The sequence below is a fragment of the Paraburkholderia sp. BL10I2N1 genome (assembly GCF_004361815.1).
In the GTDB taxonomy this organism is placed as follows: Bacteria; Pseudomonadota; Gammaproteobacteria; order Burkholderiales; family Burkholderiaceae; genus Paraburkholderia.
This window is the reverse complement of sequence record NZ_SNWA01000002.1, coordinates 1,153,108-1,177,713: the sequence shown is the minus strand read 5'-3', so window position 1 is coordinate 1,177,713 and position 24,606 is coordinate 1,153,108. Positions and strand designations below refer to the sequence as shown.

22 protein-coding genes and 2 pseudogenes are annotated in these 24,606 nt (G+C 60.6%); 14 read left to right on the top strand and 10 right to left on the bottom strand.

Going from position 1 to position 24,606, the window contains the following annotated elements:
* Window position 1: 1 nt before the first annotated feature.
* From B0G77_RS27330 to B0G77_RS27315, 4 genes are read left to right on the top strand one after another with little or no spacing between them, the layout of a single operon-like run.
* Window positions 2-1,684 (top strand): GMC family oxidoreductase N-terminal domain-containing protein, encoded by a 1,683-nt coding sequence (locus B0G77_RS27330; protein ID WP_133665104.1) that lies wholly within the window; start codon window positions 2-4, stop codon window positions 1,682-1,684.
* Between the two features lie 3 nt (window positions 1,685-1,687).
* Window positions 1,688-2,866, top strand: coding sequence for a dihydrodipicolinate synthase family protein (locus B0G77_RS27325; RefSeq protein ID WP_243751399.1), 1,179 nt, complete (start codon window positions 1,688-1,690; stop codon window positions 2,864-2,866).
* Between the two features lie 58 nt (window positions 2,867-2,924).
* On the top strand, window positions 2,925-3,437 hold the full coding sequence (locus B0G77_RS27320) for a heme-degrading domain-containing protein (RefSeq protein ID WP_279571356.1): 513 nt from the start codon (window positions 2,925-2,927) through the stop codon (window positions 3,435-3,437).
* A gap of 50 nt (window positions 3,438-3,487) precedes the next feature.
* Window positions 3,488-4,819 carry an MFS transporter gene (locus tag B0G77_RS27315; protein WP_133665102.1) on the top strand — a complete coding sequence of 444 codons (1,332 nt, stop codon included), beginning with the start codon at window positions 3,488-3,490 and terminating at the stop codon, window positions 4,817-4,819.
* 928 nt (window positions 4,820-5,747) lie between these two features.
* Here B0G77_RS27315 and B0G77_RS27310 read toward each other — a convergent pair.
* Window positions 5,748-5,888, bottom strand: a pseudogene (locus tag B0G77_RS27310) (HTH domain-containing protein); the annotation flags it as partial.
* Between the two features lie 63 nt (window positions 5,889-5,951).
* On the opposite strand from B0G77_RS27310, the gene B0G77_RS27305 reads away from it, so the two are divergent.
* Window positions 5,952-6,299, top strand: a complete 348-nt coding sequence (locus tag B0G77_RS27305) for a universal stress protein (RefSeq protein WP_166656285.1) — start codon at window positions 5,952-5,954, stop codon at window positions 6,297-6,299.
* 1 nt (window position 6,300) lies between these two features.
* On the opposite strand, the gene B0G77_RS27300 is transcribed toward B0G77_RS27305, so the two are convergent.
* Entirely contained in the window at window positions 6,301-8,298 is a 1,998-nt protein-coding gene (locus B0G77_RS27300; RefSeq protein WP_133665100.1) for an APC family permease, read from the bottom strand.
* A gap of 511 nt (window positions 8,299-8,809) precedes the next feature.
* Here B0G77_RS27300 and B0G77_RS45610 point away from each other — a divergent pair.
* Together B0G77_RS45610 and B0G77_RS27290 are read left to right on the top strand one after the other, a co-directional pair.
* A complete protein-coding gene (locus tag B0G77_RS45610) occupies window positions 8,810-9,181 on the top strand; it encodes a GNAT family N-acetyltransferase (RefSeq protein WP_347814190.1) in 372 nt (123 codons plus the stop codon).
* Between the two features lie 289 nt (window positions 9,182-9,470).
* The gene (locus B0G77_RS27290) at window positions 9,471-10,019 is read left to right on the top strand and encodes a transglycosylase SLT domain-containing protein (RefSeq protein ID WP_243751232.1); all 549 of its coding nucleotides are present in this window, start codon (window positions 9,471-9,473) and stop codon (window positions 10,017-10,019) included.
* Between the two features lie 510 nt (window positions 10,020-10,529).
* Here B0G77_RS27290 and arsN2 read toward each other — a convergent pair.
* The 7 genes from arsN2 to B0G77_RS27255 all read right to left on the bottom strand — a co-directional run bounded on the left by arsN2 (window position 10,530) and on the right by B0G77_RS27255 (window position 14,601).
* Window positions 10,530-10,967 carry an arsenic resistance N-acetyltransferase ArsN2 gene (arsN2, locus tag B0G77_RS27285; RefSeq protein ID WP_133665097.1) on the bottom strand — a complete coding sequence of 146 codons (438 nt, stop codon included), beginning with the start codon at window positions 10,965-10,967 and terminating at the stop codon, window positions 10,530-10,532.
* Window positions 10,964-11,227: a hypothetical protein gene (locus tag B0G77_RS27280; protein WP_208116503.1), complete on the bottom strand. Its 264-nt coding sequence runs from the start codon at window positions 11,225-11,227 to the stop codon at window positions 10,964-10,966. Before B0G77_RS27280 ends, arsN2 begins: the two co-directional genes overlap by 4 nt.
* A 157-nt stretch (window positions 11,228-11,384) precedes the next feature.
* Complete coding sequence (arsH, locus tag B0G77_RS27275; protein ID WP_243751231.1) at window positions 11,385-12,107, bottom strand: arsenical resistance protein ArsH; 723 nt, start codon at window positions 12,105-12,107, stop codon at window positions 11,385-11,387.
* 62 nt (window positions 12,108-12,169) lie between these two features.
* Window positions 12,170-13,240, bottom strand: coding sequence for an ACR3 family arsenite efflux transporter (gene arsB / locus B0G77_RS27270; RefSeq protein WP_133665095.1), 1,071 nt, complete (start codon window positions 13,238-13,240; stop codon window positions 12,170-12,172).
* Between the two features lie 23 nt (window positions 13,241-13,263).
* Complete coding sequence (locus tag B0G77_RS27265) at window positions 13,264-13,758, bottom strand: arsenate reductase ArsC (RefSeq protein WP_133665094.1); 495 nt, start codon at window positions 13,756-13,758, stop codon at window positions 13,264-13,266.
* 28 nt (window positions 13,759-13,786) lie between these two features.
* Window positions 13,787-14,269 carry an ArsI/CadI family heavy metal resistance metalloenzyme gene (locus tag B0G77_RS27260; RefSeq protein WP_133665093.1) on the bottom strand — a complete coding sequence of 161 codons (483 nt, stop codon included), beginning with the start codon at window positions 14,267-14,269 and terminating at the stop codon, window positions 13,787-13,789.
* Window positions 14,266-14,601, bottom strand: coding sequence for a metalloregulator ArsR/SmtB family transcription factor (locus tag B0G77_RS27255; protein ID WP_133665092.1), 336 nt, complete (start codon window positions 14,599-14,601; stop codon window positions 14,266-14,268). The genes B0G77_RS27260 and B0G77_RS27255 overlap by 4 nt, the downstream gene beginning before the upstream one ends.
* A 130-nt stretch (window positions 14,602-14,731) precedes the next feature.
* Here B0G77_RS27255 and B0G77_RS43475 point away from each other — a divergent pair, with 130 nt between their 5' ends.
* The 4 genes and pseudogenes from B0G77_RS43475 to B0G77_RS27235 all read left to right on the top strand — a co-directional run bounded on the left by B0G77_RS43475 (window position 14,732) and on the right by B0G77_RS27235 (window position 18,760).
* The gene (locus B0G77_RS43475) at window positions 14,732-14,908 is read left to right on the top strand and encodes a hypothetical protein (protein WP_166656284.1); all 177 of its coding nucleotides are present in this window, start codon (window positions 14,732-14,734) and stop codon (window positions 14,906-14,908) included.
* 707 nt (window positions 14,909-15,615) lie between these two features.
* Window positions 15,616-16,689: a hypothetical protein gene (locus B0G77_RS27250; protein ID WP_166656283.1), complete on the top strand. Its 1,074-nt coding sequence runs from the start codon at window positions 15,616-15,618 to the stop codon at window positions 16,687-16,689.
* Between the two features lie 444 nt (window positions 16,690-17,133).
* Window positions 17,134-17,703 (top strand): annotated as a pseudogene (locus B0G77_RS27240) (Nramp family divalent metal transporter); the annotation flags it as partial.
* A gap of 733 nt (window positions 17,704-18,436) precedes the next feature.
* A complete protein-coding gene (locus B0G77_RS27235; RefSeq protein WP_133665090.1) occupies window positions 18,437-18,760 on the top strand; it encodes a hypothetical protein in 324 nt (107 codons plus the stop codon).
* A 168-nt stretch (window positions 18,761-18,928) separates the two neighbouring features.
* On the opposite strand, the gene B0G77_RS27230 is transcribed toward B0G77_RS27235, so the two are convergent.
* Complete coding sequence (locus B0G77_RS27230) at window positions 18,929-19,684, bottom strand: TetR/AcrR family transcriptional regulator (RefSeq protein ID WP_133665089.1); 756 nt, start codon at window positions 19,682-19,684, stop codon at window positions 18,929-18,931.
* A 478-nt stretch (window positions 19,685-20,162) separates the two neighbouring features.
* On the opposite strand from B0G77_RS27230, the gene B0G77_RS27225 reads away from it, so the two are divergent.
* From B0G77_RS27225 to B0G77_RS27215, 3 genes are read left to right on the top strand one after another with little or no spacing between them, the layout of a single operon-like run.
* Window positions 20,163-21,233 carry a VOC family protein gene (locus tag B0G77_RS27225; RefSeq protein ID WP_133665088.1) on the top strand — a complete coding sequence of 357 codons (1,071 nt, stop codon included), beginning with the start codon at window positions 20,163-20,165 and terminating at the stop codon, window positions 21,231-21,233.
* A gap of 35 nt (window positions 21,234-21,268) precedes the next feature.
* Window positions 21,269-22,225, top strand: a complete 957-nt coding sequence (locus B0G77_RS27220; protein WP_133665087.1) for a fumarylacetoacetate hydrolase family protein — start codon at window positions 21,269-21,271, stop codon at window positions 22,223-22,225.
* A complete protein-coding gene (locus B0G77_RS27215; RefSeq protein WP_133665086.1) occupies window positions 22,222-24,231 on the top strand; it encodes an acyl-CoA synthetase in 2,010 nt (669 codons plus the stop codon). The genes B0G77_RS27220 and B0G77_RS27215 overlap by 4 nt, the downstream gene beginning before the upstream one ends.
* Window positions 24,232-24,606 lie beyond the last annotated feature (375 nt).

The window sequence follows — 24,606 nt, the reverse complement described above, 5'->3', positions numbered from 1 at the left end:
CATGAAGACCGATAGCTACGACTACATCATTACGGGCGGAGGATCGGCCGGTTGCGTGCTGGCGAATCGCCTGAGCGCCGATCCTTCCGTGACGGTTTTGCTGCTTGAGGCTGGCGGCGGCGACCGGAACCCGCTTTTCCACATGCCCGCTGGTTTTGCGAAGATGACCAAAGGCATCGGTTCATGGGGCTGGCATACCGTGCCTCAAAGGCATCTGAAGGACCGTGTCTTGCGGTTCACTCAAGCGAAAGTCATCGGTGGCGGCTCGTCGATCAACGCCCAGATCTATACGCGCGGCGCACCAGCGGACTACGACGAGTGGGAGAGCATGGGTGGTGCAACGGGCTGGAATTACCGCGATGTACTGCCTTATTTCAAACGATCGGAGAACAATCAGCGCTTCGCAAATGAATACCATGCCTACGGTGGTCCGCTAGGCGTGTCGAACCCGATCAGTCCTCTGCCGATCTGCGAAGCATTCTTCCAGGCGGGTCAGGAGATGGGCATGCCTTTTAACGCCGACTTCAACGGCGATGAACAGGAGGGTCTCGGCTACTATCAGCTGACGCAGTTCAACGCGCGGCGCTCATCGGCATCCGTCGGGTTCCTCGACCCGATCCGCGGGCGGCCTAACCTCACTGTCGGATTACAGTCACAGGCGCTGCGCGTGATCGTCGAAGGAGGGCGCGCAGTCGGGGTAGAACTGGTCAGTGGAACCGACCGCACGCCAGTTGTTGTGCGCGCGAGGCGCGAGGTAATTGTGTCTTCCGGGGCCATTGGATCCCCCAAGCTGCTGATGCAATCAGGCATCGGCCCGGCTGATCATTTGAGGTCAACGGGTGTACGTGTCGTGCATGACATGCCGGGCGTCGGCTCCAACCTGCAGGACCATCTCGACCTGTTTGTCATCGCTGAATGTACGGGCGATCACACTTACGACAAGTACAACAAACTCCAGCATGCTGCGTGGGCAGGCATCCAATACCTGCTTCTGAAGAAGGGCCCGGTTGCTTCGAGCCTGTTCGAGACGGGTGGATTCTGGTACGCGGACGGGATTGATGCGACACACGCCCGATCGCCCGACATCCAGTTTCATCTCGGCCTGGGTTCAGGAATCGAAGCGGGCATGGCGAAGCTTCGCCATGGCGGCGTCACCTTGAATACTGCATACCTTCGGCCTAAATCGCGCGGCAGCGTACGTCTGGCAAGTGCCGATCCTGCGACAGCGCCGCTGATCGACCCGAACTACTGGTCGGAGCCGCAAGACCGCGATGCAGCGCTCAAAGGCTTACGCCTTGCCCGCGAATTAATGAATCAGCCGGCCTTGAAGCGTTTTGTACAGACGGAAGTCTTGCCCGGCTCGACCGTCAACACGGACGACGAGTTGTTTGACTACGCGTGTGCCAATGCGAAGACCGATCACCATCCGGTCGGTACGTGCCGGATCGGGCGCCCCGAAGACGAGCATAGCGTCGTGACGTCGGACCTGCGCGTGATTGGCCTTGACGGACTTCGCATCGTCGATGCCTCCGTGATGCCACTCATTCCGTCATGCAATACCAATGCACCGACGATCATGATTGCGGAGAAGGCAGCCGATCATATTCTTGGCCGCATCCAGACGCCAAACGCAGTGCGTGCCGAACGAGGCGCGAACACGATTCCGACATCGACCGCTTTCTGAGAGATAGCCATGAAAATCCAACTGCCAACCCGTAGTGGCGAATTGACTCCCTATACGTTGGACACCCTGGAGGAGAATGTCACGCCGAAGTCAAAATACGAGTTCAATCGCGTGGCGTACGCCGCTGCTCATATCGTTGTTGATCCCGCGCTCGGCTATGAGCCGTGGTCGGGGGCGCCGGCGATCGATTGGGACAGGACGCTCGCGTTTCGGACCTATCTGTACGGCCTCGGTTTCAAGGTCGCCGAAGCCATGGACACCGCACAAAGAGGTATGGGTCTGGGCTGGAAGGCGGCCTCCGAACTCATTCGCCGAAGCATCTCGCACGCACGAACTATCCCAGGAGCGGACCTCGCCTGCGGTGCGGGTACCGACCATCTGGACGACCGACAACGGCACAGCCTGTCAGGGGTGATTCAGGCATACAAGGAGCAATTTGAAGTCGTGGAGGCCGCAGGTGGGCGTGCCATCATGATGGCGAGTCGCGCACTGTGCGCCGCAGCCCGATCGCCTGATGACTACAAAGACGTGTACGACGCTGTACTGGCCGAGAGTCGCAACAAGGTCGTGCTTCACTGGCTTGGCGAAGCATTCGACGCTTCACTCGCCGGATACTGGGGAAGCAGCGACGTCCGCGCCGCGATGGCAACTGTGCTCGACATCATCCGCCTTCACGCGGGCAAGATCGAAGGCATCAAGATTTCATTGCTAAATGCCGAATACGAGCGCGAGCTTCGGGCGCAATTGCCGGATGGCGTACGGATGTATACCGGAGACGACTACAACTACGGCGATCTGATTGCCGGCGACAGCACCGGCATCTCGCACGCCTTGCTGGGCATTTTCGACCCGATCGCCCCGGTCGCGGCGAAAGCGCTGGACCAGTTGGCCAGAAATGACATTGCGGGCTACCACAACACGATGCGGTCCACGGTGGCGCTCTCGCGTGAAATCTTTTGCTCGCCGACGCAGTACTACAAGGCGGGGGTTGTCTTCCTCGCATGGCTGAACGGACACCAGGACCATTTCTCGATGGCTGGTGGTATGGAGTCGGCGCGGTCGGTGCTGCATTTCGCCGAAGTGTTCCGGAAGGCGGACGCATGTGGCGTGTTGATCAGACCGGAACTCGCCGTGCAACGAATGAAAGCCTTCCTGGAGGTGCGGGCAGGCGTCGCCCAATGAACTGGAAATGGCTGCGGACTAGATGAAGCGGTGGGAGGGTGAGATGCCGAATAGAGTCTTGAGTTTGAAGGACGAGACGTTCGATCAACAAGCGATGCGAACAATGTTGCCCGCTTTCAACGCTGAAATCGCGCGCAAGCTTGGAGAGATCGTTGTGAATATCGCTTCCCGTCGCGGTCTTCCTGTCGCGGTGAGTGTGGTTCATCCGCGCAATGCGCTCTTCTATTGCGCGCTGGAAGGAAGCTGTGCAGACAACGGTCAATGGATTCGCCGCAAGGAGAATACTGTCTTCCACTTCGGGAGGAGTTCTCTGGAGGTAGGCCTGATGTTCGGGCACGAGGGGTGGTCGCTTTCATCGCGCGGGTTGTCCGGGCAGGACTACACGCTATTCGGCGGGGGTGTACCTCTTCGCGTGGCCAACGCGGGTGTCGTGGGGGCCATGTCGGTATCCGGACTGGATCACGTTAGAGACCATGAACTGGTGATCGAAGCTTTGTGCGGGCACCTCGGAATTCCGCACATCGATTGCGTGCTGTCGTACTCACGGCCCACGCCGCATGCAATTGGGTGAGCCAACGCGGGCTTGAATGTTGAGAGAAAAATCGTAGAGGAGACGGCTTGATGAAAACTGACACTATTGGCCTGGTGGCTGCCAGCCCGCATGCAACGCAGACAACCGGTATGGCGGATCTTCGCCGTGTGATTGCGGCGAGCACGGCCGGCAGTGCAATGGAGTGGTACGACTTCAGCATTTACGGAACGGCATCTGCCTTGATTTTTGCTGACCTGTTTTTCCCTGGGCTAAGCAAGGCGGCCGGGCTCCTGGCCATCTTTGGCGCGTATGCGGCGGGCTTCTTCGCACGTCCCTTTGGAGGGTTATTCTTCGGATGGCTGGGCGACAAACTGGGACGGAAAGTCGTACTTGTTGCTACGGTTCTGCTGATGGGCGGATCAACGTTTTTTATCGGATTGTTGCCGACGTATGCAACAGCGGGCGTATGGTCAACCGTGCTGCTTGTGGCACTACGGCTGCTTCAGGGGTTCGGCGCGGGAGCGGAGCAGGCGGGCGCTTCACTGATTGTGTCGGAGTTTGCGCCGCCAGCCCGGCGAGGTTTCTATGCAGCCCTGCCATTCGCCGGTTGTATTCTTGGAATATTGCTTGCCGGTGCGATGTTCACGCTTGTACAACGCTTGCCGAAGGATGAGTTCATGTCGTACGGCTGGCGGATTCCCTTCCTGTTTAGTGCTCTGGTGGTGTTCGCCGGCATCATTATCCGGATGCGGGTGAAAGAGAGTCCCGTGTTCCAGGAAATCCGCCGATCTGGCCAGGTAAGCGAACGTCCGGTGAGGGACTTGCTTTCCGAGTCGCCTCGAACACTGCTCGTCGCATTCGGGCTACGCGTTGGGGAGAATGGTTCATCCTATCTGTACCAGGTGTTCGCCCTCAGTTATCTCACGAAGATACTGCTCGTTGACAAGTCGATTGGAACGCTCGGGATTACGGTTGCAGCAGGCTTGGCGATTGTGACGATTCCGCTGATGGGCTGGTTGTCGGATCGGTTTGGACGTCGCTTGATGTACCGGCTTGCGGCGCTGTTCACCTGTGCCTGGGCCTTTCCCGCCTTCTGGCTGTTCGAGACAAGGGATCCGTTGTTGATCATCGTAAGTATGGCTCTGGCGATAGGCGTTGGCGTTTTCGGGATGTACGGTATCCAGGGAGCGTACTTTCCGGAGTTGTTCAGCGCGCGATTCCGGTATACAGGTGTTGCTGTGAGCAAGGAATTCGCCGCCGTCGCGTCGGGAGGCGTAGCCCCGTTCATTGCCGCTGCTCTGATTGGCTGGTCACACGGTGCCTATTGGCCGATCGCGCTGTATGTCATGGTTCTGGCGGGCATCACGTTCGTTGCGACATTTTTCGCACCGGAAACGCGCGGGGTCGATCTGAACAGCTAGTGTTCTGCTGTTGTGCTGCAGGTCGACACACGTCGGGAGTTGCACTGAGAACGTTAAGGACGTCCGCTCAGGACTCGGCGCCTCCGCTCACAGTTCTGTCTCGCATATGAAGCGCCAGAGCGCGACCGTCTTTCTCGCTGGCGACGAACCAATCGTTAAGTCAGGATGTAGGGCCCGGCTCGGCCGCGACAGCGGTCAATGAAAATGAAAAAGGAATCGCGAGTGGCACCACGGGTCGACGAACGTTCTACATCCTGGAACTGGTGGTAAGTGTCGCCGCCAGAGTTCGAACAGTTGTCCCGCTTGGTAGCGTCACTGACGCCCCAGCGGGAGTGAGTACGGCGTCTGCGCGGGATCAGGACAAAGCGTCTGCAACATCCGGTACGCGAATCTACCTAAGCCGGACGAGCCGGAACCAAACAGGTAATACGATGTGTTGCGTAGCCATCCGATGACGAAGTGAGCCATGAAGGCCGATCTGATTGAGCGTTACGCGGCGAATCTGTACGGCGTGCTGTCGTGCTTTGACCGAATCCTGATCACGGGCACGCTGCCCGGCGCGTGCTACGCAGCGGGCATGACGAGTTTTCTGAACGCCAACGGCATTCGCCTATTCGACTACGCCAGGTTCGCCGAACCGCTGCGCGAACGCATCCGTGTGCGCGCGCAAGAGGTCTGCGCTGCCGCCGGCATCGAGATTGAGCACGTCAACAAGAGCCACATCCGCAAGGAAGATCTGGTGGCACGCGTGCTGCAGGGGCGTGGCGATGCACCCGGGCTGGTGCACGTCATCTCGGCGATGGAGGCCTGCCCGAGCTACAAGCCGTGGCACGACAAAGGCAGCGGCAAGACCTACCTGCGCCCCGAGACGGGCAAGTGTCTGCACTACTACTTCTACTTCATCGATGACGAACTCGGGCTGTGCTACCTCCGGGTAGCTGGGCACTACGGTGCCGGCACGTATATAGCGCCTGACCGTGTTGCTGGAAACGCCAAGCCGTTTGGCGATCCCGCGTAGCGAGACATTATCGCGATAGTGCCAGCGTCGAATGATGCTCAATATTGCCATGTCGATCACTCCGTTCTCCCGCAAGCTGCTCAGCGGGTCGAGGCGGCACGTTTCGCGACATTTATGTTTCTGGAGCGTTGCGTCGCCGAGGTCGCATTGCTGGAAGTCCTCGAACCCGTCGACCAGGGGCGCGCGGCAGCCTTCCACACCCGAAGCTCACTGGTGCGTCGGGAAGAGCAGGCAATGCTGAAGGCGATGGTCGACGCGCGCAGGATTCTCGAGGAAGCCGGCGTGCCGTACCACTGGAAACGGGTCTTCGGCCACCGCACGAAAGCGATCGCCGACTACGCAACCACGACCCGGCCCGACGTCATGGTGATCGACGCCAGCCACATGGGCTTCTTCCGGCGCCTGGCCATGCTCGCGGCGCTGTCGTGGCGGACGGTCACGCCGGTGACGATGGTTCACTGAATCATCCGACGTTCATCGGCAGCAGCACCATCTGTTTGCCCTGCTGGTGCAGGCGCGTCTGGATCTCGACCGGCGTGTGATTGTGCAGCCACGCAGTCAGGACATTCACCCGCTTGAAAATCAGCTTGCTCGCGAAGCAGACGCTGTTCGGAAATTGCTCCATCGAGGCTTCCGCCAGCTTGAGGAACTCTTCGACAGGGTCGGTGCCGAACGCGATCCGGTATTCGGCGGCGATGCCATGCCGGCGGCAGTGCGCGACGTAATACTCGAGAGACGCCGTAATCGTTTGCCGCAAACGCTCCAGGTGCTCGGAGCCTTCATAGCTTTGCGCGTCCACTTCGCCGACCGCGAGAAAGATCACGTTCCTGAAGTGGTCTGGAAACAGCCTGTTCACCCACAACAGCGCATGCATGCTGGCGCCGCGATGCCTGCCGACGAGCAGGACAGCGGTCGGCTGCGACGCGTCCGTTTTGAGCAACGCGGCCGCCTCGCCGGGATCGGGCGCAGCGCCGGTGAAGAGGGCGTCCTCCCTGGCAATCAGGGCGCGGGTTTCGCCGTAGTGCCGCTTGATGACGATGCATAGCGTGACCACTGCGCCGGTCACCAGTACCGTCAGCCAGCCGCCCGCCGTAAACTTCTCGATCAGCGTAATGACCAGCACGGTGCTGGTGACCGATAGCCCTAGCGCGGATAGCGCGAAGTGCGTCAGCCAGTTTTCCCCGTCACGCCGATGGCGCCACCAGTAAATGCACAAGCCCAGCAGGGAAAGGCTGAAGGTCAGGAAAACGTTGATGCTGTACAGCACCACCAGGATGGAAACGTCACCGCGCGTCCAGAGCAGGATCGCGAGGCTGGCGATACCCATCACGACGATGCCGTTCTGTCTGACAAGCCGGGTGGACAGGTCGCGGAAATGGCGCGGCACCCATGAGTCGGACGCCATGTTCGACAGCACGGCAGGCCCGTCGAGGAAGCCCGTTTGCGCGCCGACCAGCAGCAGCCCTGCCTCGAAGGCCAGCACGGCGGCGAGTAGCGCATGCCGTGCAAACGCGGAGCCGAGCCCGAGATGATCGATGACGCTGCCGAACACCACCGCATTGAGCGTCTGGCCTTCCACCGCCTGGGCATGCCACAGCATGTACAGCAGGATGATGCCGCCTGCCGTGAAGGCCAGCGAGGTGGACATATAGAACATCGTCGTCCTGCCGTTCGGCACGCGTGGCTCGGCCAGCATGTTGACGTTGTTCGACACGGCTTCGAGGCCCGTGTACGTGCCGCCGCCGAGTGAGAACGCGCGCATCAGCAGGGCCGCGACCACCACCGGGCCGACTACATTCGACATGCTGCGCGCTTCACCGACGGCGCCCGGAACGACGCCGGCCAGATGATCGCTATGCACCGCCACGCCGTACACGATGAGGCCAAGATGCAGCGCGACAAAGCCGAGGAAGATCGGCAGCAGCACTATGATCGATTCGCGCATCCCACGGAAGTTGAGGCCCGTCATCAGGACGATCAGCGTGAGTTCGGTCGTGAGCTTGAAAGCCTGCGCGCCCACCGGCAGCAAGCTGAAAAACGCGTCGGCGCCGCTCGCCAGCGACGTCGCAATGGTCAGTACATAGTCGACCAGCAGCGCGGCGCCGGAAACCAGGCCAGGGTGTGGGCCGAGCAAGGCGGTCGCCACCCGGTAGCCGCCGCCCCCCGTAGGAAACAGCTGGATGACCTGGTTGTACCCGAGTGCAATGATGAAGACCGTCGCGGCGGTGGCCAGCGCGAGGAACAATGCAAGTGAGGTGTGCTGGCCGAGCGCCAGAAAAGCTTCTTCCGGCCCGTAGCATGACGATGAAAGGCCGTCGGCACCGAGCCCCACCCAGGCCAGAAGTGGCGTGACCGCGATGGCGTGACGGGTCCGGGAATCGAGCGGGTCCAGCGGCTTGCCAACAATCCGACGCCAGATGTTGTCGAAGGTGTTCACGTCTCCTCCCAACCTGACATGCATCCAGGTGTGATTACCCAGATCGACGCTGCCGAACGCAGACCGACGACGCTGGCAAACGTCCTCCCAACCGGCCTGCACGCAATCACACCCAAATGTAGGGCAGTTCTGGGCGGATGGCCAGCGGATCATCGGCGAAGGAAAGACGGATTTGACCGGTGTAAGCGGCGCTTTTTACGGCATTTTTTCTTGCGAGGCATACGCAGCAAAACCTACACTTGGGGCCAGCTTGATGCGAGTCGGAGGTGGTCATGGTGAAGCACGGCGCAGCAGCGAAGAAATCGGTGGATGTCGCTTATGTTGGTCGCGGCATGGGACGTTCGTCCTGCGGCGCTTCGATCCAGCGCGTGATTCATTCGATGAGTTGACCGCAATGTTGCATCGTGCTTTCGCCCGACTCGGTGCAATGGGGCTCAATTGCACCTGTACAGATCAACCAGTCTCCGTCACCAGGGCACGCGCGACACGCTGCGATTGCTATGTCGCGGTGTGTGACGGACGTCTGATCGGCACTATGACGCTCCATGCGCCGGATCGCTATTCGCCGTGCGAACTGTATCGGAACGCAGACATCGCCAGCATGCGACAGTTCGGCGTGGATCCGGCATGGCAGACGCGGGGTATCGGGACGCTGCTGCTGGCCTTTGCAGATCATTGGGCGGCGACGCGGAGTTATGCGGAACTGGCGCTAGACACGCCACAGCCCGCTATGCATCTGCTTGCGTTTTACCGCAGCCAAGGCTTCCGTATCGCGGACTTCATGAGGTTCGACGGCAAATGCTACGACAGCGCAATCCTGAGCAAGCCCGCGATTGCCGCACGCACGCTTGCGACCTGGTCGCACCGGCTTCAACTGCCGCGCCACGCCGTGGCCCGTGTGGCATGACCCTGCGGAAGAACCTGACCCGATCGTTGAGCAGTCGATCACAACGGCGATGCATGAGTGGTGGCGCCTATTAGCGGCGTTGGCCAGAAGTGCGCCCCTCCGGACGGCTGCAGCACGAAACATCAAAGTTGTGTAAAGGCGAGGTCATGGTGCGTCGGATTGATACAGCGTTTACGTTGCGTGCTCGCCTTTTGTTTCGGTCGATACGGCGACCGAAATAGACTTTGAACCAGTTGAACGACGATGAAGCAAGATGCGCCGGAGCGAAACGACAACGTTAAGGTTGACAGTGACTACAGTGATAGCGTGCATTGCGGTCGCGCTTTCGCCGGGCAATTCCGCACACGCGGCCGACGCATCGCCGGCTTCCGGTCCATTGGCTGCCGTCAGTGGCACGGCCGGCCCAGATCCGACTCCTTCATGTGCCGACATTGCATCGGTGCTGCGCAGCCGGTTCCACGTTACGCGTAACGACTCGGATCAGATTGCGCAAGCCGTTCTGAGCGCAGCTAGCCGTTATGCGATTGCGCCCGTTCTCCTGCTCGCCATCATTGCGACAGAATCGGGATTCGACCGTCAGGCGATCAGCGCGGCTGGTGCGAAAGGCCTCATGCAGGTTCTGCCGACCGGCCATCCGCAGGTGGTCGCGCTGAACAAGGATTTGTCCGACCCCGCCGAGAACGTGCGCATCGGCTCTTCGATCCTTCGTGGTTATCTCGACGCGACGCAAGGCGATCTGAATCTGGCATTAATGCGCTACAGCGGCGGCAGCAAGGGCTACGCGCGTCGCGTCGCGCTCAGTATGCGGCAGTTCGCGATCGGTCTGCGCAGGGGGTGAGTACCTTTCCCCGCGCTGCTCGACCTGCATTTACACGATTTCCAGGCGCGGGCGTCGTTCTTTTTCAGCGATTTGACACCGCATTTTATTAAATCGAGGCATCCCCGGGAAATGTCACCGAAGGTCTGCGATCGATACAGGCGGAAGGTTTGCGCGCGCACGCGGCGCTGCTTGTCGGAAGGCTGCCCCGTGCGCTGCCGAACGCCGGCGAACTGATCGACGAATATCGCCGCGAACATTCCGGCGCCATCGGAAGGAATGTCGGAAGCGCTCCGGGTCTGACATGATCGGCATACTGTCACCGTCCGCCGCTCTTCAGGAAGCGGACTTCCGCACTTCAGCGATGAGCGTCAGTAGCGGGTCGGCTACGGCCTACCGCCCATCGGGCGGCAGTCGGCCACTTGCAGTCATTGATCGTATTGTGTTCGATGGCTCTTTTGAATCCATCAAGAGACGTTGAAAGCGGTTGAAGAGCCGATCGTCGAGCGCACTGGCGCGCAGTGTATTAGCTCACGCGATGCGCTTTCTCATGCACACTGCGGTAGACGGGCAGAGTCGCATGAACTGTGTGGTTTCACGTACCTCACGCGGCACATTGGTCCGATCGACTGCGCTGTAGCCGCGATGTTCGAAAATGCGCTGCGCGCTCGTTGTGAGCAACCACAAGCTGGCATAGGTGCACGCCCTGGCTTCCCGTTCGATCGCCTGAAGCAGAAACGTGCCGAGACCCGTTGCACGTAGATGCAAATCGACAGCCAGCGATCTGAGCAACGCGTCGGCGCCCAAACTTTCCAGACAGACGCTTCCAACTATCGCACCCCGTTCGTCGACGGCAACGAGAAACCCCGGTAGCAGTGCAGTCGTGACGTCCTCGGTTGGCAACTCACAAGTTGCCAGCAGGCTTCTGATCGCTACAAGATCGCCGTCTTTAGCGGCTCTTATTTTCATGAGGTGCTCCGTTCCCGTGCAGTTACCTTCGTTGATGTGTCGGCCGCCGAGCGCACGACGAATACAAAGGCGCACGCCGGTACGAGCGAGACGCTCAGTACTACCCACTCGACGGGAAGATAGTTGCCGTGCATTGTCCAGATCGCTGCAGCGAAAATCGGCGCGATGCCCTTCGCGATGTTTGACGGCATCGAAAGCAGGCCGCTCACCGCGCCGTAACCTTCCGTCCAGAGGATGTGCTGGACGATAATCCCGCGCAAGATCGCGTCCGACTCCATGCCAGCTCACGCTCCATCGGCACGGCGAAGAGCGAAAAGGCGTAATAGCCCGCCCCCCAAGCGACGAGTTGGGCGATGTCCAGCGCCCATGTTGTGGTGTTCGCGCCTCGCATTCGATCGGAAGCGGATGGCGCATGGGTCAGATACTGGCCTGGTTCACGCGCTTCATCAGTTCCTCGGCGCTTTCCTTGCGTTCGCTGTAGCGGTCGACCAGATACGGACCGATATCGCGGGTCAGCAGCGTGAATTTCACCAGCTCTTCTATCACGTCCACGACGCGATCAAAGTAGGCCGAGGGCTTCATACGGCCAGCTTCATCGAACTCCATGAATGCTTTAGCCACTGACGACTGGTTCGGGATGGTCAGCATGCGCATCCAGCGCCCGAGCACGCGCATCTGGTTGACCGCGTTGAACGACTGCGAGCCGCCGCTGACCTGCATCACCGCGAGGGTCTTGCCCTGCGTCGGCCGGACCGCGCCGACGGATAGGGGAATCCAGTCGATCTGCGATTTCATGATGCCGGTCATCGCGCCGTGGCGCTCCGGAGAGCACCAGACCATGCCTTCCGACCACAACACCAGGTCCCGCAGTTCGGCCACTTTGGGATGAGTGTCCGGTGCATCGTCGGGCAGTGGCAGGCCGCTCGGGTTGAACGTCCGCACTTCGGCGCCCATCGCCGCGAGGAGGCGCGCGGCCTCTTCGCTCAGCAGTCGGCTGAACGAGCGTTCACGCAGCGAGCCATAGAGCAGCAGGATGCGCGGCGGGTGCGGTGAGGTTTTCGCGGGCTGAAGGCGTTCGATGTCGGGAACGTGGAACAGCGCCGGGTCAAGCTGCGGCAGTTCGGTCTTAAGATCAGACACGTTTGCCCTCCGCATCGATGATTACTTCGCTGACATCGTTCATGTGATCGTTTCCGTAACCTTCAGGCGCACTCGTACCAGCTCTTCGAACGGTTCACGATGCGCACGACGAGCAGCATGACCGGCACCTCGATCAGCACGCCCACGACGGTCGCGAGCGCAGCGCCGGAGTTGAACCCGAACAGACCGATTGCAGTGGCGACCGCCAACTCGAAGAAGTTCGACGCGCCGATCAGCGCAGACGGGCATGCAATGTTGTGCTTTTCGCCGACCGCCCGGTTAAGCCAGTACGCCAGCGCCGAATTGAAGAACACCTGGATCAGGATCGGCACGGCGAGTAGCACAATGACGAGCGGCTGCTTCAGGATAGCTTCGCCCTGGAACGCGAACAGCAGCACCAGCGTCGCGAGCAGTGCCGTGATCGACCAGGGACCGATCTTCGCCATTGCTGCCTCAAACGCGACTTCTCCCCTGGCGAGTAGCACCTTGCGCAGGATCTGCGCGAGGATCACCGGAATGACGATATAGAGCGCGACCGAGGTGAGCAGCGTCGCCCACGGCACCGTAATCGCGGAAATGCCGAGCAGCAGGCCAACGAGCGGCGCAAACGCGACCACCATGATGCTGTCGTTGAGCGCGACCTGCGAGAGCGTGAAGAGCGAGTCGCCGCCGGTGAGACGACTCCAGACAAACACCATTGCCGTGCAGGGCGCTGCGGCCAGCAGAATCAGGCCAGCCACGTAGCTGTCGAGCTGCGCCGCGGGCAGCATTGGTGCGAACAGGTGCTTGATGAATAGCCAGGCGAGGAACGCCATCGTAAAAGGTTTGACCAGCCAGTTCACGACGAGCGTGACGCCGATACCCCGGATGTGCTGACGCACTTCATGCAGCGAACCGAAATCGACTTTGACCAGCATCGGGATGATCATCACCCAGATCAGCAGCCCGACCGGGAGGTTGACCTGCGCGTACTCCATCTGGCCAATTGCCTGAAAGACGCCGGGCAGAACCTGGCCAAGCAGGATGCCGACGACAATGCACAGTGCGACCCAGATGGTCAGGTATCGCTCGAAGAAGCTGATGGCCGGTTTCGAAGCAGTCGTCCGCGAAGCGGCAACGTCGGGGGTGTTCATGGGACAACTCGATGGAGAAGGGTTTAGCTTCGCAGGATGTCGTTGAGCGCCTGCTGAAGCTCGGCATTGCTCAAACTGTCCAGGGGAAGTTCAAGCAACTGCAGCATGCGATAGCCGATGGCCTGGCGGGTCAGCTCGAATGCCTGACGCTTGCCTTCGTCGCCGCCCGGTGCGTTCGACGGATCGGAATAGCCCCAGTGCACCTTGACCGGACTACCCGGCCAGAACGGACATGCTTCGGCGGCCGCGCTGTCGCATACCGTAATGACGATGCGCATTTGCGGCGCACCGTCCTGCGCGAATTCGTCCCAGCTCTTGCTGCGATAGCCGCTGACGTCGATACCTGCCTTCGTCAGCGCCTCGATAGCGAACGGATTCACGCGGCCACTCGGCGTGCTGCCCGCGCTGAATGCGCGCACATTCTTGCCCAGCTTCGAAGCGAGGTGATTCAGCATGGCCTCGCCGAGCACGCTGCGCGCCGAGTTGTGCGTGCACAGGATCAATACGTTGGTCGTCATAGGTTTCTCATTGAATTGCGCGCCGGACTCAGCAGCACGACGAAGACTTGACCGGAACACCGACCGGTTTGCCCGACGACGGAGCGCAGTACGTTGCGACTTCAGAAGCAGGTGCGCTGTTCTGCACATTACGCGACTCGCCGAATACCGGGATGTCATTCAGCGTGTGATACGACTCCCATGCGATGCCCTGCGGATCGACGGTCCAGTACTTGTTCGACTTCGCATAGCAGCAGGCAGTACCCATATGGGTGTCGACCGGCAATGTCGCGCCTTTGAGTCGATCGTGCATCTCGGCCAGTTCGGCTTCGTTTTCGACCTGTACGCCCAGATGGTCCAGGCCCGGCGTGGCGCCGCGTTGCGAGATTGCGAAATTGACGCGCGGGTCGTCGAGCATCCACTTTGCGTAATCGCTCTTGACGACGGTCGGTTTAGCCGCAAACAACGCTGAGTAGAAACGGATGCTCGCCGTGAGATCCGTGACGGCGACGTGAATGTGAAAGCGCTTCATGACTGCTTCTCCCGGGAGGGAGAACACGCTGATGCCGGCGAACAGGGGTTGCCGCCACAGCAGTTCTCGGTGAGATAGGCCAGCAGGCCATTCATCGTTTCGAAGTTTGCGCAGTAGTAGACGAACCGGCCTTCCTGCCGACTGGTGACGAGCCGCGCATGAGACAGTTCCTTCAGGTGGAAGGAAAGGGACGACGGCGCGACATCCAGCAGCGTGGCGATCTGACCTGCGGGCATGCCTTCGGGGCCTGCCTGCACCAGGGCGCGAAAGATCGCGAGCCGTGACTCGTGCGCGAGTGCCGCAAGAGCGGCGATGGTCTGGTTTGTTTCCATATTTCGATATTAGTCGAAATAACGAATGAATGACAAGAATTACTTTCTTGACCTTCCCGTGACGGGAAGGTCAATACTGCAATCAACGGCGAGGCCGGGAAAGGGACTGTCGAACAACTCGAGACATTGATTGGCATTCGCGAGAGCTTGCAAGGAAGAAGAGTTTGAACTTGCCGAGCATCTGCTTCGCGCCATCGAGGTGGTCGCGCGGAAGCAGAACGACTGCGAGCAACTCGACGCCGCCTATATGATATTGGCACAGGCCGTAGACGGACTGCGAAGCGACGCCCGCGAAGGCAGGAAGTAGTTTTTCGAGTGCGATTCACTTGGGACAACCAGCGATACACCGAAGATCCGCATCGAATATTCGATGATGAATGGCCGCTCATCGGGCGAAATCGGTCGAAGGCCCCGCGTGCTCAACTGGCTGTTCAGGGTTGTCATATGCCATTTGCATCAGACAGCACCCGGCCAACTCCTGCCGTTCGCCTGTGCGCTCAAACGGACATTCGAATGTCGGCTCGATTCACATAGCAGACCATTGGCCGCCAGTCACACTCGTCGCGTCATCGGCGCAGGGTGCTTCGGCCTGCGAGCGAAATAACAACTCAAGCATGTTCGTGGTTGAGAACGGCCCCTCTTGCCAGGTTCGCATGGTTGACGTTTTTTTCGCTTCGTAAGAAGCCGCACGCATGGCATTGCGGTACAAATGAACCTTGTTCCCACCGTCACCAAGGTGTTGCTAAAGTGCCGCTTCCACCCCTGACCAATAGACCGGACTCGCCGGTTCCTTCGGATACGCCGGCTGGTGCGGGCACGTCGGCCCGTTCGGGCCAATTGGCTAGCACCCGCCAAGGGAGTCGCGACTCCAGACTGCCCAATTCAGGGGTGTTGTCGCCTCTGTTACCTGTCGGGTCGCCCCCCACGACAGGCAACGCGCGCCCCGCCGTAACGCCACTCCCGCCCACACGCAGCGCCATGCCGGCTGCCTTGCCAGGTCGGCCAGAACGGCCTTTGGGCCTGAATGACTTACCCGAGGAACTGCTGCGCGAAATCGCCAAAGTAGGCGGTCCCAAGGTACGCAATAAGTTCCGGAAAACAACAAGCCATCGGTTTCACGCCGTGGCGAACGGTTTGATTACGTCACTCCGAGGCAAAGACATCGGGGTCTTGCGAACGATTAAAGAAGGGAAGTATCCCCTGCTGAAAACACTTGACCTGTCGGATCTGCAGTCCGGCTACATTGGTGCGCAGGAGCTGGCCGCCTGGCTGCGCGATCCGAACTGCCAGCTCACCTCGCTTGACCTGAGTGAGAACAGGCTTGGCGACGCGGGCGCGCAGGAGCTGGCCGCCGCACTGCCAGATCCGAACTGCAAGCTCACCTCGCTTGACCTGAGTGGGAACAGGCTTGGCGACGCGGGCGCGCAGGAGCTGGTCGCCGCACTGCGCGATCCGAACTGCAAGCTCACCTCGCTTGACCTGAGTGAGAACAGGCTTGGCGACGCGGGCGCGCAGAAGCTGGTCGCCGCGCTGCGCGATCCGAACTGCAAGCTCACCTCGCTTGGCCTGAGTGGGAACAGGCTTGGCGACGCGGGCGCGCAGGAGCTGGTCGCCGCGCTGCGCGATCCGAACTGCAAGCTCACCTCCCTTGACCTGAGTGGGAACACGCTTGGCGAAGAGGACGCGGGGGAGCTGGCCGCCGCGCTGCGCGATCCGAACTGCAAGCTCACCTCGCTTGACCTGATGGGGAACGAGATTGACGACGCGGGCGCGCGGGCGCTGGCCGCCGCGCTGTGCGATCCGAACTGCCAGCTCACCTCGCTTGACCTGATGGGGAACGAGATTGGCGACGCGGGCGCGCGGGCGCTGGCCGCCGCGCTGCGCGATCCGAACTGCCAGCTCACCTCGCTTGACCTGGGATGGAACGAGATTGGCGACGCGGGCGCGCGGGCGCTGGCCGCCGCACTGCCCGATCCGAACTACAAGCTCACCTCGCTTGACCTGGGATGGAACGAGATTGGCGACGCAGCAAAAGCGGAGTTGCGTGCGTTGGCGGATTCGTCGGGCCGAGCGGTCGTTGTCGATTGATGAGGAGCGACGCTATGCGGCTTGCGATCCGGATAACCGCCTGATTGCGGCGCAACTCGAGAAGAGTTGGGGAGAAGCAGCATTGCGCCGCCTGCGGGCCTGTCAGGCGCGTCTGGATAAGCTACAGGCAACCCATCGTCAGGCCACTGCCGCCCCTGACGTTGCCCAGCCCTGGTTGTCAGCTGAGCAAACCATACCGGCCGTTGACTTGTTGATCGACCAACGACCGCAAAGGCCCTGCAATTGCCGACCGACAACGATGGCACGAATGACCGTTGCACCTCGGGAACGGTCGTTCGACTTAAGCGGCGGTGAACGTCGGCAAAGGGTCGATAGCGCCGTTGGATCCGCTCCGAACCGGTCATTGCGGGACGGCGATAGGTTCCCGCGCCTCTGCGATCATTGGTGCGCGTCACCGAAGTCGGACGCAATGTGCGCGAGTGGCGCCTGCTGCTGCACTTTTCGAATCGTGAAGTCATCGTCGCCCTTTCCCTCGCCGGTCTTGTGAACATGGCGATGGTGATCATGGCGAGCGCTGCATTCCATGCAGGTCACAGTGACGTCGCGGAAATCGAAACCGCGTATCACACCCTTACGCCCTTGCTCGGCGCGGGCGCGGCGGCCATTTTCCTGATCTCCCTGATCAGTTCCGGCGTCTCCAGCTCGGTTGTCGGTGCCATGGCAGGCCAGATGATCATGCAGGGGTTCGTTGGCTTCCGCATTCCTGTCTGGCTGCGGCGGCTCATCACGATGGTCCCCGCGTTCGTCGTAGTGGCGCTCGGGGTGAACGCCACACAAGCGCTGGTGATCAGCCAGGTCGTCCTTTCGTTCGCGCTGCCTGTTCCGATGGTGGCGCTGGTCATCTTCACGCGCCGCCGGGATATCATGGGCGAATTCGTCAACAGTCGAGTTACCGATATTGCCGCGATTGCCGCGACGGCCATCATCCTCGCGTTGAATGTCGTCCTGCTGCTTCAGACGTTCGGTGTCGCTATCCCTGGCATGGCAGGGTGATCTGCGCTACACCGCGCCGGCGCCGCCATTCGCATCGCAAGTTTTGTCGTCGTGTCATCAGGACGTGGATCGGCCATGAGGCCTTTGCATGTTGACTGAGGGGGGCACTGAGAACGACGAACGGGCCGGTGAAATCCCGTGGTGCCGATGCGTCCAATTCAAAGGACGACGCCCACCAAAATAGCTACACCGGAAGAAACGGAGCACATCGCGCCTTGTCAGCGTCTGCAACCAGATGGCGGACGTTGAAGGGTCAATTTTGATTGACTGAACGTGGCCGGTCACCGCCTCAAAACGGCATGCGCAGCCAGAACCTCGCGAGGCCACGATCGGCAGAACACGACCCTGAGCAGCCTCGCAGACTCAGATTCCGACGGGCTGCTCTGGGACCGATGTAACTCAATCCTGTCACAGCGTCGTGAGCGAACCCGTGTCCGATGGATATCAGGCGATCGTCGATGGTCATCGGCACGCGCTAACAACAATCGCTGCACAAATAGCCAAAGTCGTGCGCGCCTTCGCTGCGAACCCAACGGATAGCCCGTCGAGGGCAGCGGGGGCGTCCAGCAGGGCGGGCAAGGTGACGCTGTCTTGCCCGCATCTGTCAGACGGCGCCCAAACAGCGGCTGGCGGACCGGTTCCTCGCTTCACGCAATGAGCACCGTGGCCGGTCGCGACTCGGGCACGCGTGCGCCCATCACGAGCTGCGCCAACCCGTTTTGGACCGACAGAAATGGAAATCGCTTCGAATAGAAACATGTCGGTCAGGTTTTCTGTGGTCCGGCCCGGAGATGATGACGACAGCGGCACGGACCAGTCCCGCTTGCGCAAACAGCTTGACGATCTTTGTATTGAGCTCTTCGACCGGTGGTGCGAGCGGCGGGAGCTCACGCCTTTGCTCTACCTTCTGCATGCGTGGCCACTTTTACCGTCGACGCCGCACCCGGTCAGGCTCGTATCTGCAGCCCTTCGCGATCTATCGAGCTTTCACAGCGAAGCGCTCGACAACACGGACCAGGAATTGATCGTAAGCGTTCTTGCTCTGGCCGGCGACTGAGCAGAGCGCCCAACCGCCGAATGGTTGGGCCGGCGAGCCTGTGCAGCGGCCATTCGACCCCAAATCAATCTGGACGGCCGACAGGCGACCGCCACAGAAGAGACCGGTAGGGGCATCGCCTGTCCGATGATGAAGCGGCCCCGTCGAATGCTTCTGGTCCTACCGACCTCAATTTTCCTCGACGCCTTCCTCAACGATGGGCAGTTCACGCGCTGCCACCTTTTCCGCCTCCGCGCGTTTTAGCCCAAGTGTTTGCAGCAGCATCGCTGCCGTGCGCTCGGGAAGGTGCTCGCCGCTGAAGCCGAGTTCCTCGAGCACGCCCGCCGCGGTTGCGCCCGGCGCAACATAGTTCAGTTCGGCCGCAATGGCAGAGAGAACCGTGCCGCCAACCGCAAGAAATCCGATGAACGGGTCAGCAACGACGAACCGCTTCACAGCAACGCCGTTGCCGATGTCGCGCAGGAGCCGTTGGCCCAGCCCGCGTCTGGTCGCGCGCGCAGAAAACCCTTCGCGGATCAGGAAACGTCCCCACACGGGATCATGCCGCGCACGCAGGACAGTATGGCGCACAGAGACGGCGACCACTTCTGCGGGGTCGGAAATGCCGCCAGTAAGGCGATCGAGCATTTTCGCGAAATCCTCGAACACATTGTCGACAAGCGTCGCGTAGATCGCCTCCTTCGACTCGAAGTGGTTGTAGAACGAGCCAAAGCCCACGTCGGCGGCCTCGGTGATTTCATTGATTGCCACGCCCTCCATGCCCTTTTCGGCCATCAGCCGGAGGGCGGCGTCGAGCAGACGCGCACGCGTTTCACGTTTGCGGCGCGCACCGCGCGGCTCCCGTTCTTCGACAACGGGAGTCGGGGAGACGGGCGCCGCGCGCGTGGAACGCCTGGCTGTCTGGCGGTTTGTCGTGTTCGTCATGATGGATCCAGGTCTGGTCATATTAACAGTATAGATTCGAACGTCTATATTGACAAAACGATCATAGATGAGTTTAATGTCATCAACGGCACCGAGGGCCGGTCTAACGAAAAGAGACGGAGTGACTGTGGAGACAGTAATCAGAAACGGTGCTGCGCCGACCGGCCGGCATCACCTTATTCGTACGCGGATCCAGGCATTGCGATCCGCCTTGGATGTCGCGCCGGCGAATTACCCACCAGTGGCCGGACGGCGCGCTTCCTCGTCCAGCGGGCCCCTGGCACTGCGAGGTGTGGGCAATTGCCATGCGGGATACGCGCCCGAGGCCGCCGCTGTGGAGGCAGTTCAGCCCCATCAATTTGCTCGGGCCTGCACGAGCACCCAAAGCCCGCCAGCATCTTCCGCTGCTGGGTACCCCATCAGCGCGCCGGCGCTCGAAGCCGCCTTCGCCATCCCACCCGTCTGATTACCTTCCGCCATGAAACTGACTACTGCACAGCCGGCCCGTCATCCCAATCCAACGGCGAAAGCAACGGCATTGGCCTATCTGGTATTCGAGCGGCCAGACCTTGAGAAAGCCGAACAGTTTCTCAATGACTTTGGGCTGCGAACCGTATCGCGGGACGAAGCGCTGCTGCTTCTGCGCGGTACGGGCGCTTCGCATTTTTGTTATGTCGTGCGCAAGGCGCCGAAATCCCGGTTCGTTGGCTTCGGATTACAGATCGGCAGCAGGGCCGCGCTCGATGCACTCGCAAAACTGCCTGGCGCGTCAGAGGTCGAACGGTCTGCGCTCGCGGGCGGGGGCTACGTGGTGCGACTGATGGATCCTTCTGGTTTTCGTGTCGATGCAATCTGGGGCCAGGCGCCCGCATCGGCCTTGCCCCATCGGCTGCCGTTGCCATTCAATTCCGTCGATGCCACCGTCCGGATCAACGGGACACAGCGACCGCCCGAGCGGGCGCCGGAAATTATCGGGCTCGGACACGTCGTGCTTGAACTTGCCGACTATCAGGAAACCTGCGCATGGTACACGCAGCATTTCGGTTTCATCCCGAGCGACGTGCAGGTGCTTCCCGACGGCTCGCCCGCCGTCGCGTTCATGCGACTCGATCTCGGGGATAGACCGGCCGATCACCATACGCTCGCCCTTGCACAAGGCTTTGTGCCCACTTACAGCCATAGCGCGTACGAAGTCGTCGACGCGGACGCGGTCGGTATGGGCCAGCGAGTCCTGCGCGATAGCGGATGGACTCACGCATGGGGGATTGGTCGGCACATCCTGGGCAGCCAGATCTTCGACTACTGGCAGGACCCGTGGGGCGACAAGCACGAACACTACTGCGACGGCGACCTCTTTACGGCCGACGCGCCGACCGGGATCCATGCTGTGAGTCGTGAAGCCATGGCGCAATGGGGGCCGACGATGCCGCGCAGTTTCACGAAACCCAGGTTCACGCCCGCGAGCATTGTGGCGCTTTTCAGAAACCTGCGCCGTAGCCCCGACCTGACGCTGAGCAAGTTGCGAACGCTGGCAAAGATTTTCGCCTGAAGCAAGACCTCTTTATCGAATCCGGAGATTGACAAATGGCAGTTCACGTTCTGCATTACCTTCACCAAGGCCGCGCCCATTGGGGCGTGGTTGCTAACGGTGCGATCACGCCGGTTCCCGGCGAGTTCACGTCGACCGCCGGGTTTATCGAGGCCAATCCCGTCGAGCAGCTGCTGGCGCTTGATGGTCCGACGATTTTCGAATCGGAAGTGCAATGGTTGTCGCCCGTGACCGCCAACCAGCAGTTCATCTGTCAGGGCGCGAACTATCGCCAGCATATGATCGAGTCCGGCATGGACCCGGATGTGAAGAAATTCAACATGATCTTCACGAAGGCGACGAGCTGCATCGTTCCGGCCAACTCGCACGTGGTGAAGCCAAACGAGGTGCGATTTCTCGACTACGAAATCGAACTCGGTCTCGTGCTCAAACGCGACATCACGTCCCGTGAAACGGTCACCGACGAGAACCTGCATGATTACATTGCTGGCGCCGTGATCGTCAACGACTACTCCGCGCGCGATATCCAGATTCCGCAGATGCAGTTCTACAAGGGCAAGAGCTATCGCACGTTTGGCCCTGTCGGTCCTTACCTTTGCCTCCTCGAGAAAGACGACATTTCGAAGTTGAAGGAGCTTGTGCTGACGCTGACGGTCAACGGGACCGTCCGGCAGAACGACACCACGACGGGTCTCGTCTACGGTCCGGCGGAGACCTTGACGGAGCTATCCGGCATACACGACCTGCGCGCGGGCGACCTGCTCGCGACGGGCACGCCTTCTGGCTGTGCACTGAGCATACCGTCACCTGAAAAGCAGCGTGCCGCGGCGCAGCTGCCCGAAGCGGAGAAATGGCGGCTTTTCCTGAACTTGCAGGCCGAACGGCCGCAGTATCTGCAGGTAGGGGACGTGGTGGAGGCGAACATCGTCAGCTACGACCGCTCGATCAACCTGGGGGTGCAGCATAACGTCGTTGTCCAAGAGGCAGCATGAAAGGCGTCGCACAATTAGACGATGTCCTTGCTATTGAAACGCAGGGACAACTGGCGGAGTTCCCGTCGTCGACTTACGAGATGATCTGCCGCGGCGCGGCCATCGACCCTTCGGCACCCGCGCTTTCGTTCTTCGCCACAGCCGACGAGTACGCGAACCCGGAGCACTGGACTTACAGCGAGCTGATGCGTGATATCACGCGCGCGGCAAACATGCTTACGCGGCTGGGTGTACAGCAAGATTCAGTCGTCGCCTATGTGCTGCCGAATCTGCCCGAGACGCACTTTGTGATCTGGGGAGGCGAAGCGGCCGGGATTGTCTGCGCGATCAACCCGCTGCTTGAAGGAAAAGCCATCGGCGAGCTGCTCAACGCATCAGGCGCCAGCGTGCTCGTCACACTGGCGCCGTTTCCCGGGACTGACCTCTGGCAAAAAGTGCAGTCGGTATTGCACGAGGTTCCCGCCCTAAGAGATCTGGTGCTCGTCAACCTGGCCGACCGGATGCCGGGCGAAAAGCGGTTTGCGGCCCGGATGCTTCAACGAGGCGAGTATTCAACACTGCATGGCGAGGGCGGTGTGCGAAGCGTGGTTCCTTCGCAGATCCAGGTCCACGACTTCAGCACCTCAATCGCACGTGAGTCCGGCGTGGTGCTCAGCAGCTCGCGTCGAATGAGCAGCGATGATGTCTCGTCCTACTTCTGCACCGGCGGCACCACGGGGCTGCCGAAAATTGCGATGCGCCGGCACGGCAACGAGGTGGCCAATGCGTGGACCGCAGGTCAATTCTTCGGCGAAAGCATTGGTCCGGGGAAAACGATTTTTTGTGGATTGCCGCTTTTTCACGTCAACGCCGTGATGGTGACGGGTCTGCTGGCGTTCTCGCGTGGCGCCCACGTCGTCCTCGGCACGCCGGCAGGGTATCGGGGCGAGGGCGTTGTCAAGCGCTTCTGGGAAATTGTCGAGCATTACCGCATCAACTTCTTTAGCGGTGTCCCGACACTCTACGGGTCGCTGCTGGAGGTTCCGGTTGGCGAGCATGACATCAGCTCGCTCGAGTATGGCCTGTGCGGCGCCGCCCCCATGCCGGTCGAATTGCTTCGCACTTTCCAGCATCGTACGGGAATAAGAATTCTCGAAGGCTACGGTCTCACGGAAGGTACCTGCGTAAGCAGCGTTAACCCCCCGCTTGGGGAGCACAGGGTCGGTTCGATTGGTCTTCGTGTCCCGGGTCAGGCAATGAAAGCTGTGGTGGTCGATGAAACCGGCCGGTATGTACGGGAATGTGTCGCGGATGAGGTCGGCCAGCTGATTATCTCCGGCCCTAACGTGTTCATCGGTTATGCGAGGCCGGAGCAGAACAGCGGCATCTGGATCGAGCTGGGTGACGGCGGCCGATGGCTCAATACGGGCGATCTGGGACGCTGCGACGCAGACGGTTACTTCTGGCTCACCGGCAGGAAGAAGGAGCTGATTATCCGGGGTGGACACAACATCGACCCTGCGGCAATCGAAGAAGCACTGCATCGCCATCCCGCAGTCCAGATCGCCGCAGCAGTGGGGCGTCCGGATATGCACGCGGGCGAACTGCCGGTCGCCTTTGTCCAGCTAAAGCCAGGCATAGCGGCAACCGAAACGGAACTGGCCGAGTTCCTGTGTGGCGAGATCAGCGAGCGCGCTGCGTTTCCAAAGGGGATACGGATCGTCGATGCGATGCCTCTGACAGGCGTCGGCAAGATCTTCAAGCCGACGCTGAAACGGCGCGAAACAGCAGACGCCTTACGGTCGGCGCTCGTGGAAACTGGCGTCGAGGGTGCAACCGTTAGTATCGTTGAAGACACCTCGCGCGGGATTTCGATTCACGTCGAACTCCCCGACGCCGGGTTCGAACTATTGGCGACTTCTGTGCTTGGGCGCTTTCCATTCGCGTTTTCGGTCTCTGTCGCGGCGAGTCCGCAGAGCAATGTTGACGGTATCGCAGCGTCAGAGACGCACGGCGTGCCAAGGTAACACCAGCCCTGACATTGACGGCGGCGTTCAGTCACGCGCACGCGCCCCGATGTCGCGCCCGAATCGCCAGTTTCATCGGTTTAAAGCTCGGATTTTCGGTTGGGGAAGAAGATGGTTATTGCATCAGAAAGGTCCTTGCGTTCGCTTGTTGAAAAATGGCTTGCGCCAACTGCTGAGACGCCAGTCCGGGTTACCCGATCTGGTCGCGCGCAGTCGAATCAGGGGACCTGTGTGCACATTGAGCTACTTTTGCCGAAAGGGCCGGTTGGGCTGTTTTTCTTCCGACACCGCGACGGTTCGTGGTGCGTGTTCCCGCCTGAGGCTGAACGCCTGGTAATGCGCGTTTGCTAACGTGCTGAGCAATTGAGGTACACC

What these genes read in the sequence shown, in the direction of transcription:
- B0G77_RS27330 (WP_133665104.1), top strand. Translation starts at nt 2, where the DNA reads ATGAAGACCGATAGCTACGACTACATCATTACGGGCGGAGGATCGGCC.
- B0G77_RS27315 (WP_133665102.1), top strand. Translation starts at nt 3,488, where the DNA reads ATGAAAACTGACACTATTGGCCTGGTGGCTGCCAGCCCGCATGCAACG.
- B0G77_RS27305 (WP_166656285.1), top strand. Translation starts at nt 5,952, where the DNA reads ATGTTTCTGGAGCGTTGCGTCGCCGAGGTCGCATTGCTGGAAGTCCTC.
- B0G77_RS27300 (WP_133665100.1), bottom strand. Translation starts at nt 8,298, where the DNA reads ATGCATGTCAGGTTGGGAGGAGACGTGAACACCTTCGACAACATCTGG.
- B0G77_RS45610 (WP_347814190.1), top strand. Translation starts at nt 8,810, where the DNA reads ATGACGCTCCATGCGCCGGATCGCTATTCGCCGTGCGAACTGTATCGG.
- arsN2 (WP_133665097.1), bottom strand. Translation starts at nt 10,967, where the DNA reads ATGAAAATAAGAGCCGCTAAAGACGGCGATCTTGTAGCGATCAGAAGC.
- arsB (WP_133665095.1), bottom strand. Translation starts at nt 13,240, where the DNA reads ATGAACACCCCCGACGTTGCCGCTTCGCGGACGACTGCTTCGAAACCG.
- B0G77_RS27265 (WP_133665094.1), bottom strand. Translation starts at nt 13,758, where the DNA reads ATGACGACCAACGTATTGATCCTGTGCACGCACAACTCGGCGCGCAGC.
- B0G77_RS27260 (WP_133665093.1), bottom strand. Translation starts at nt 14,269, where the DNA reads ATGAAGCGCTTTCACATTCACGTCGCCGTCACGGATCTCACGGCGAGC.
- B0G77_RS27255 (WP_133665092.1), bottom strand. Translation starts at nt 14,601, where the DNA reads ATGGAAACAAACCAGACCATCGCCGCTCTTGCGGCACTCGCGCACGAG.
- B0G77_RS27235 (WP_133665090.1), top strand. Translation starts at nt 18,437, where the DNA reads ATGGAAATCGCTTCGAATAGAAACATGTCGGTCAGGTTTTCTGTGGTC.
- B0G77_RS27230 (WP_133665089.1), bottom strand. Translation starts at nt 19,684, where the DNA reads ATGACGAACACGACAAACCGCCAGACAGCCAGGCGTTCCACGCGCGCG.
- B0G77_RS27225 (WP_133665088.1), top strand. Translation starts at nt 20,163, where the DNA reads ATGAAACTGACTACTGCACAGCCGGCCCGTCATCCCAATCCAACGGCG.
- B0G77_RS27220 (WP_133665087.1), top strand. Translation starts at nt 21,269, where the DNA reads ATGGCAGTTCACGTTCTGCATTACCTTCACCAAGGCCGCGCCCATTGG.
- B0G77_RS27215 (WP_133665086.1), top strand. Translation starts at nt 22,222, where the DNA reads ATGAAAGGCGTCGCACAATTAGACGATGTCCTTGCTATTGAAACGCAG.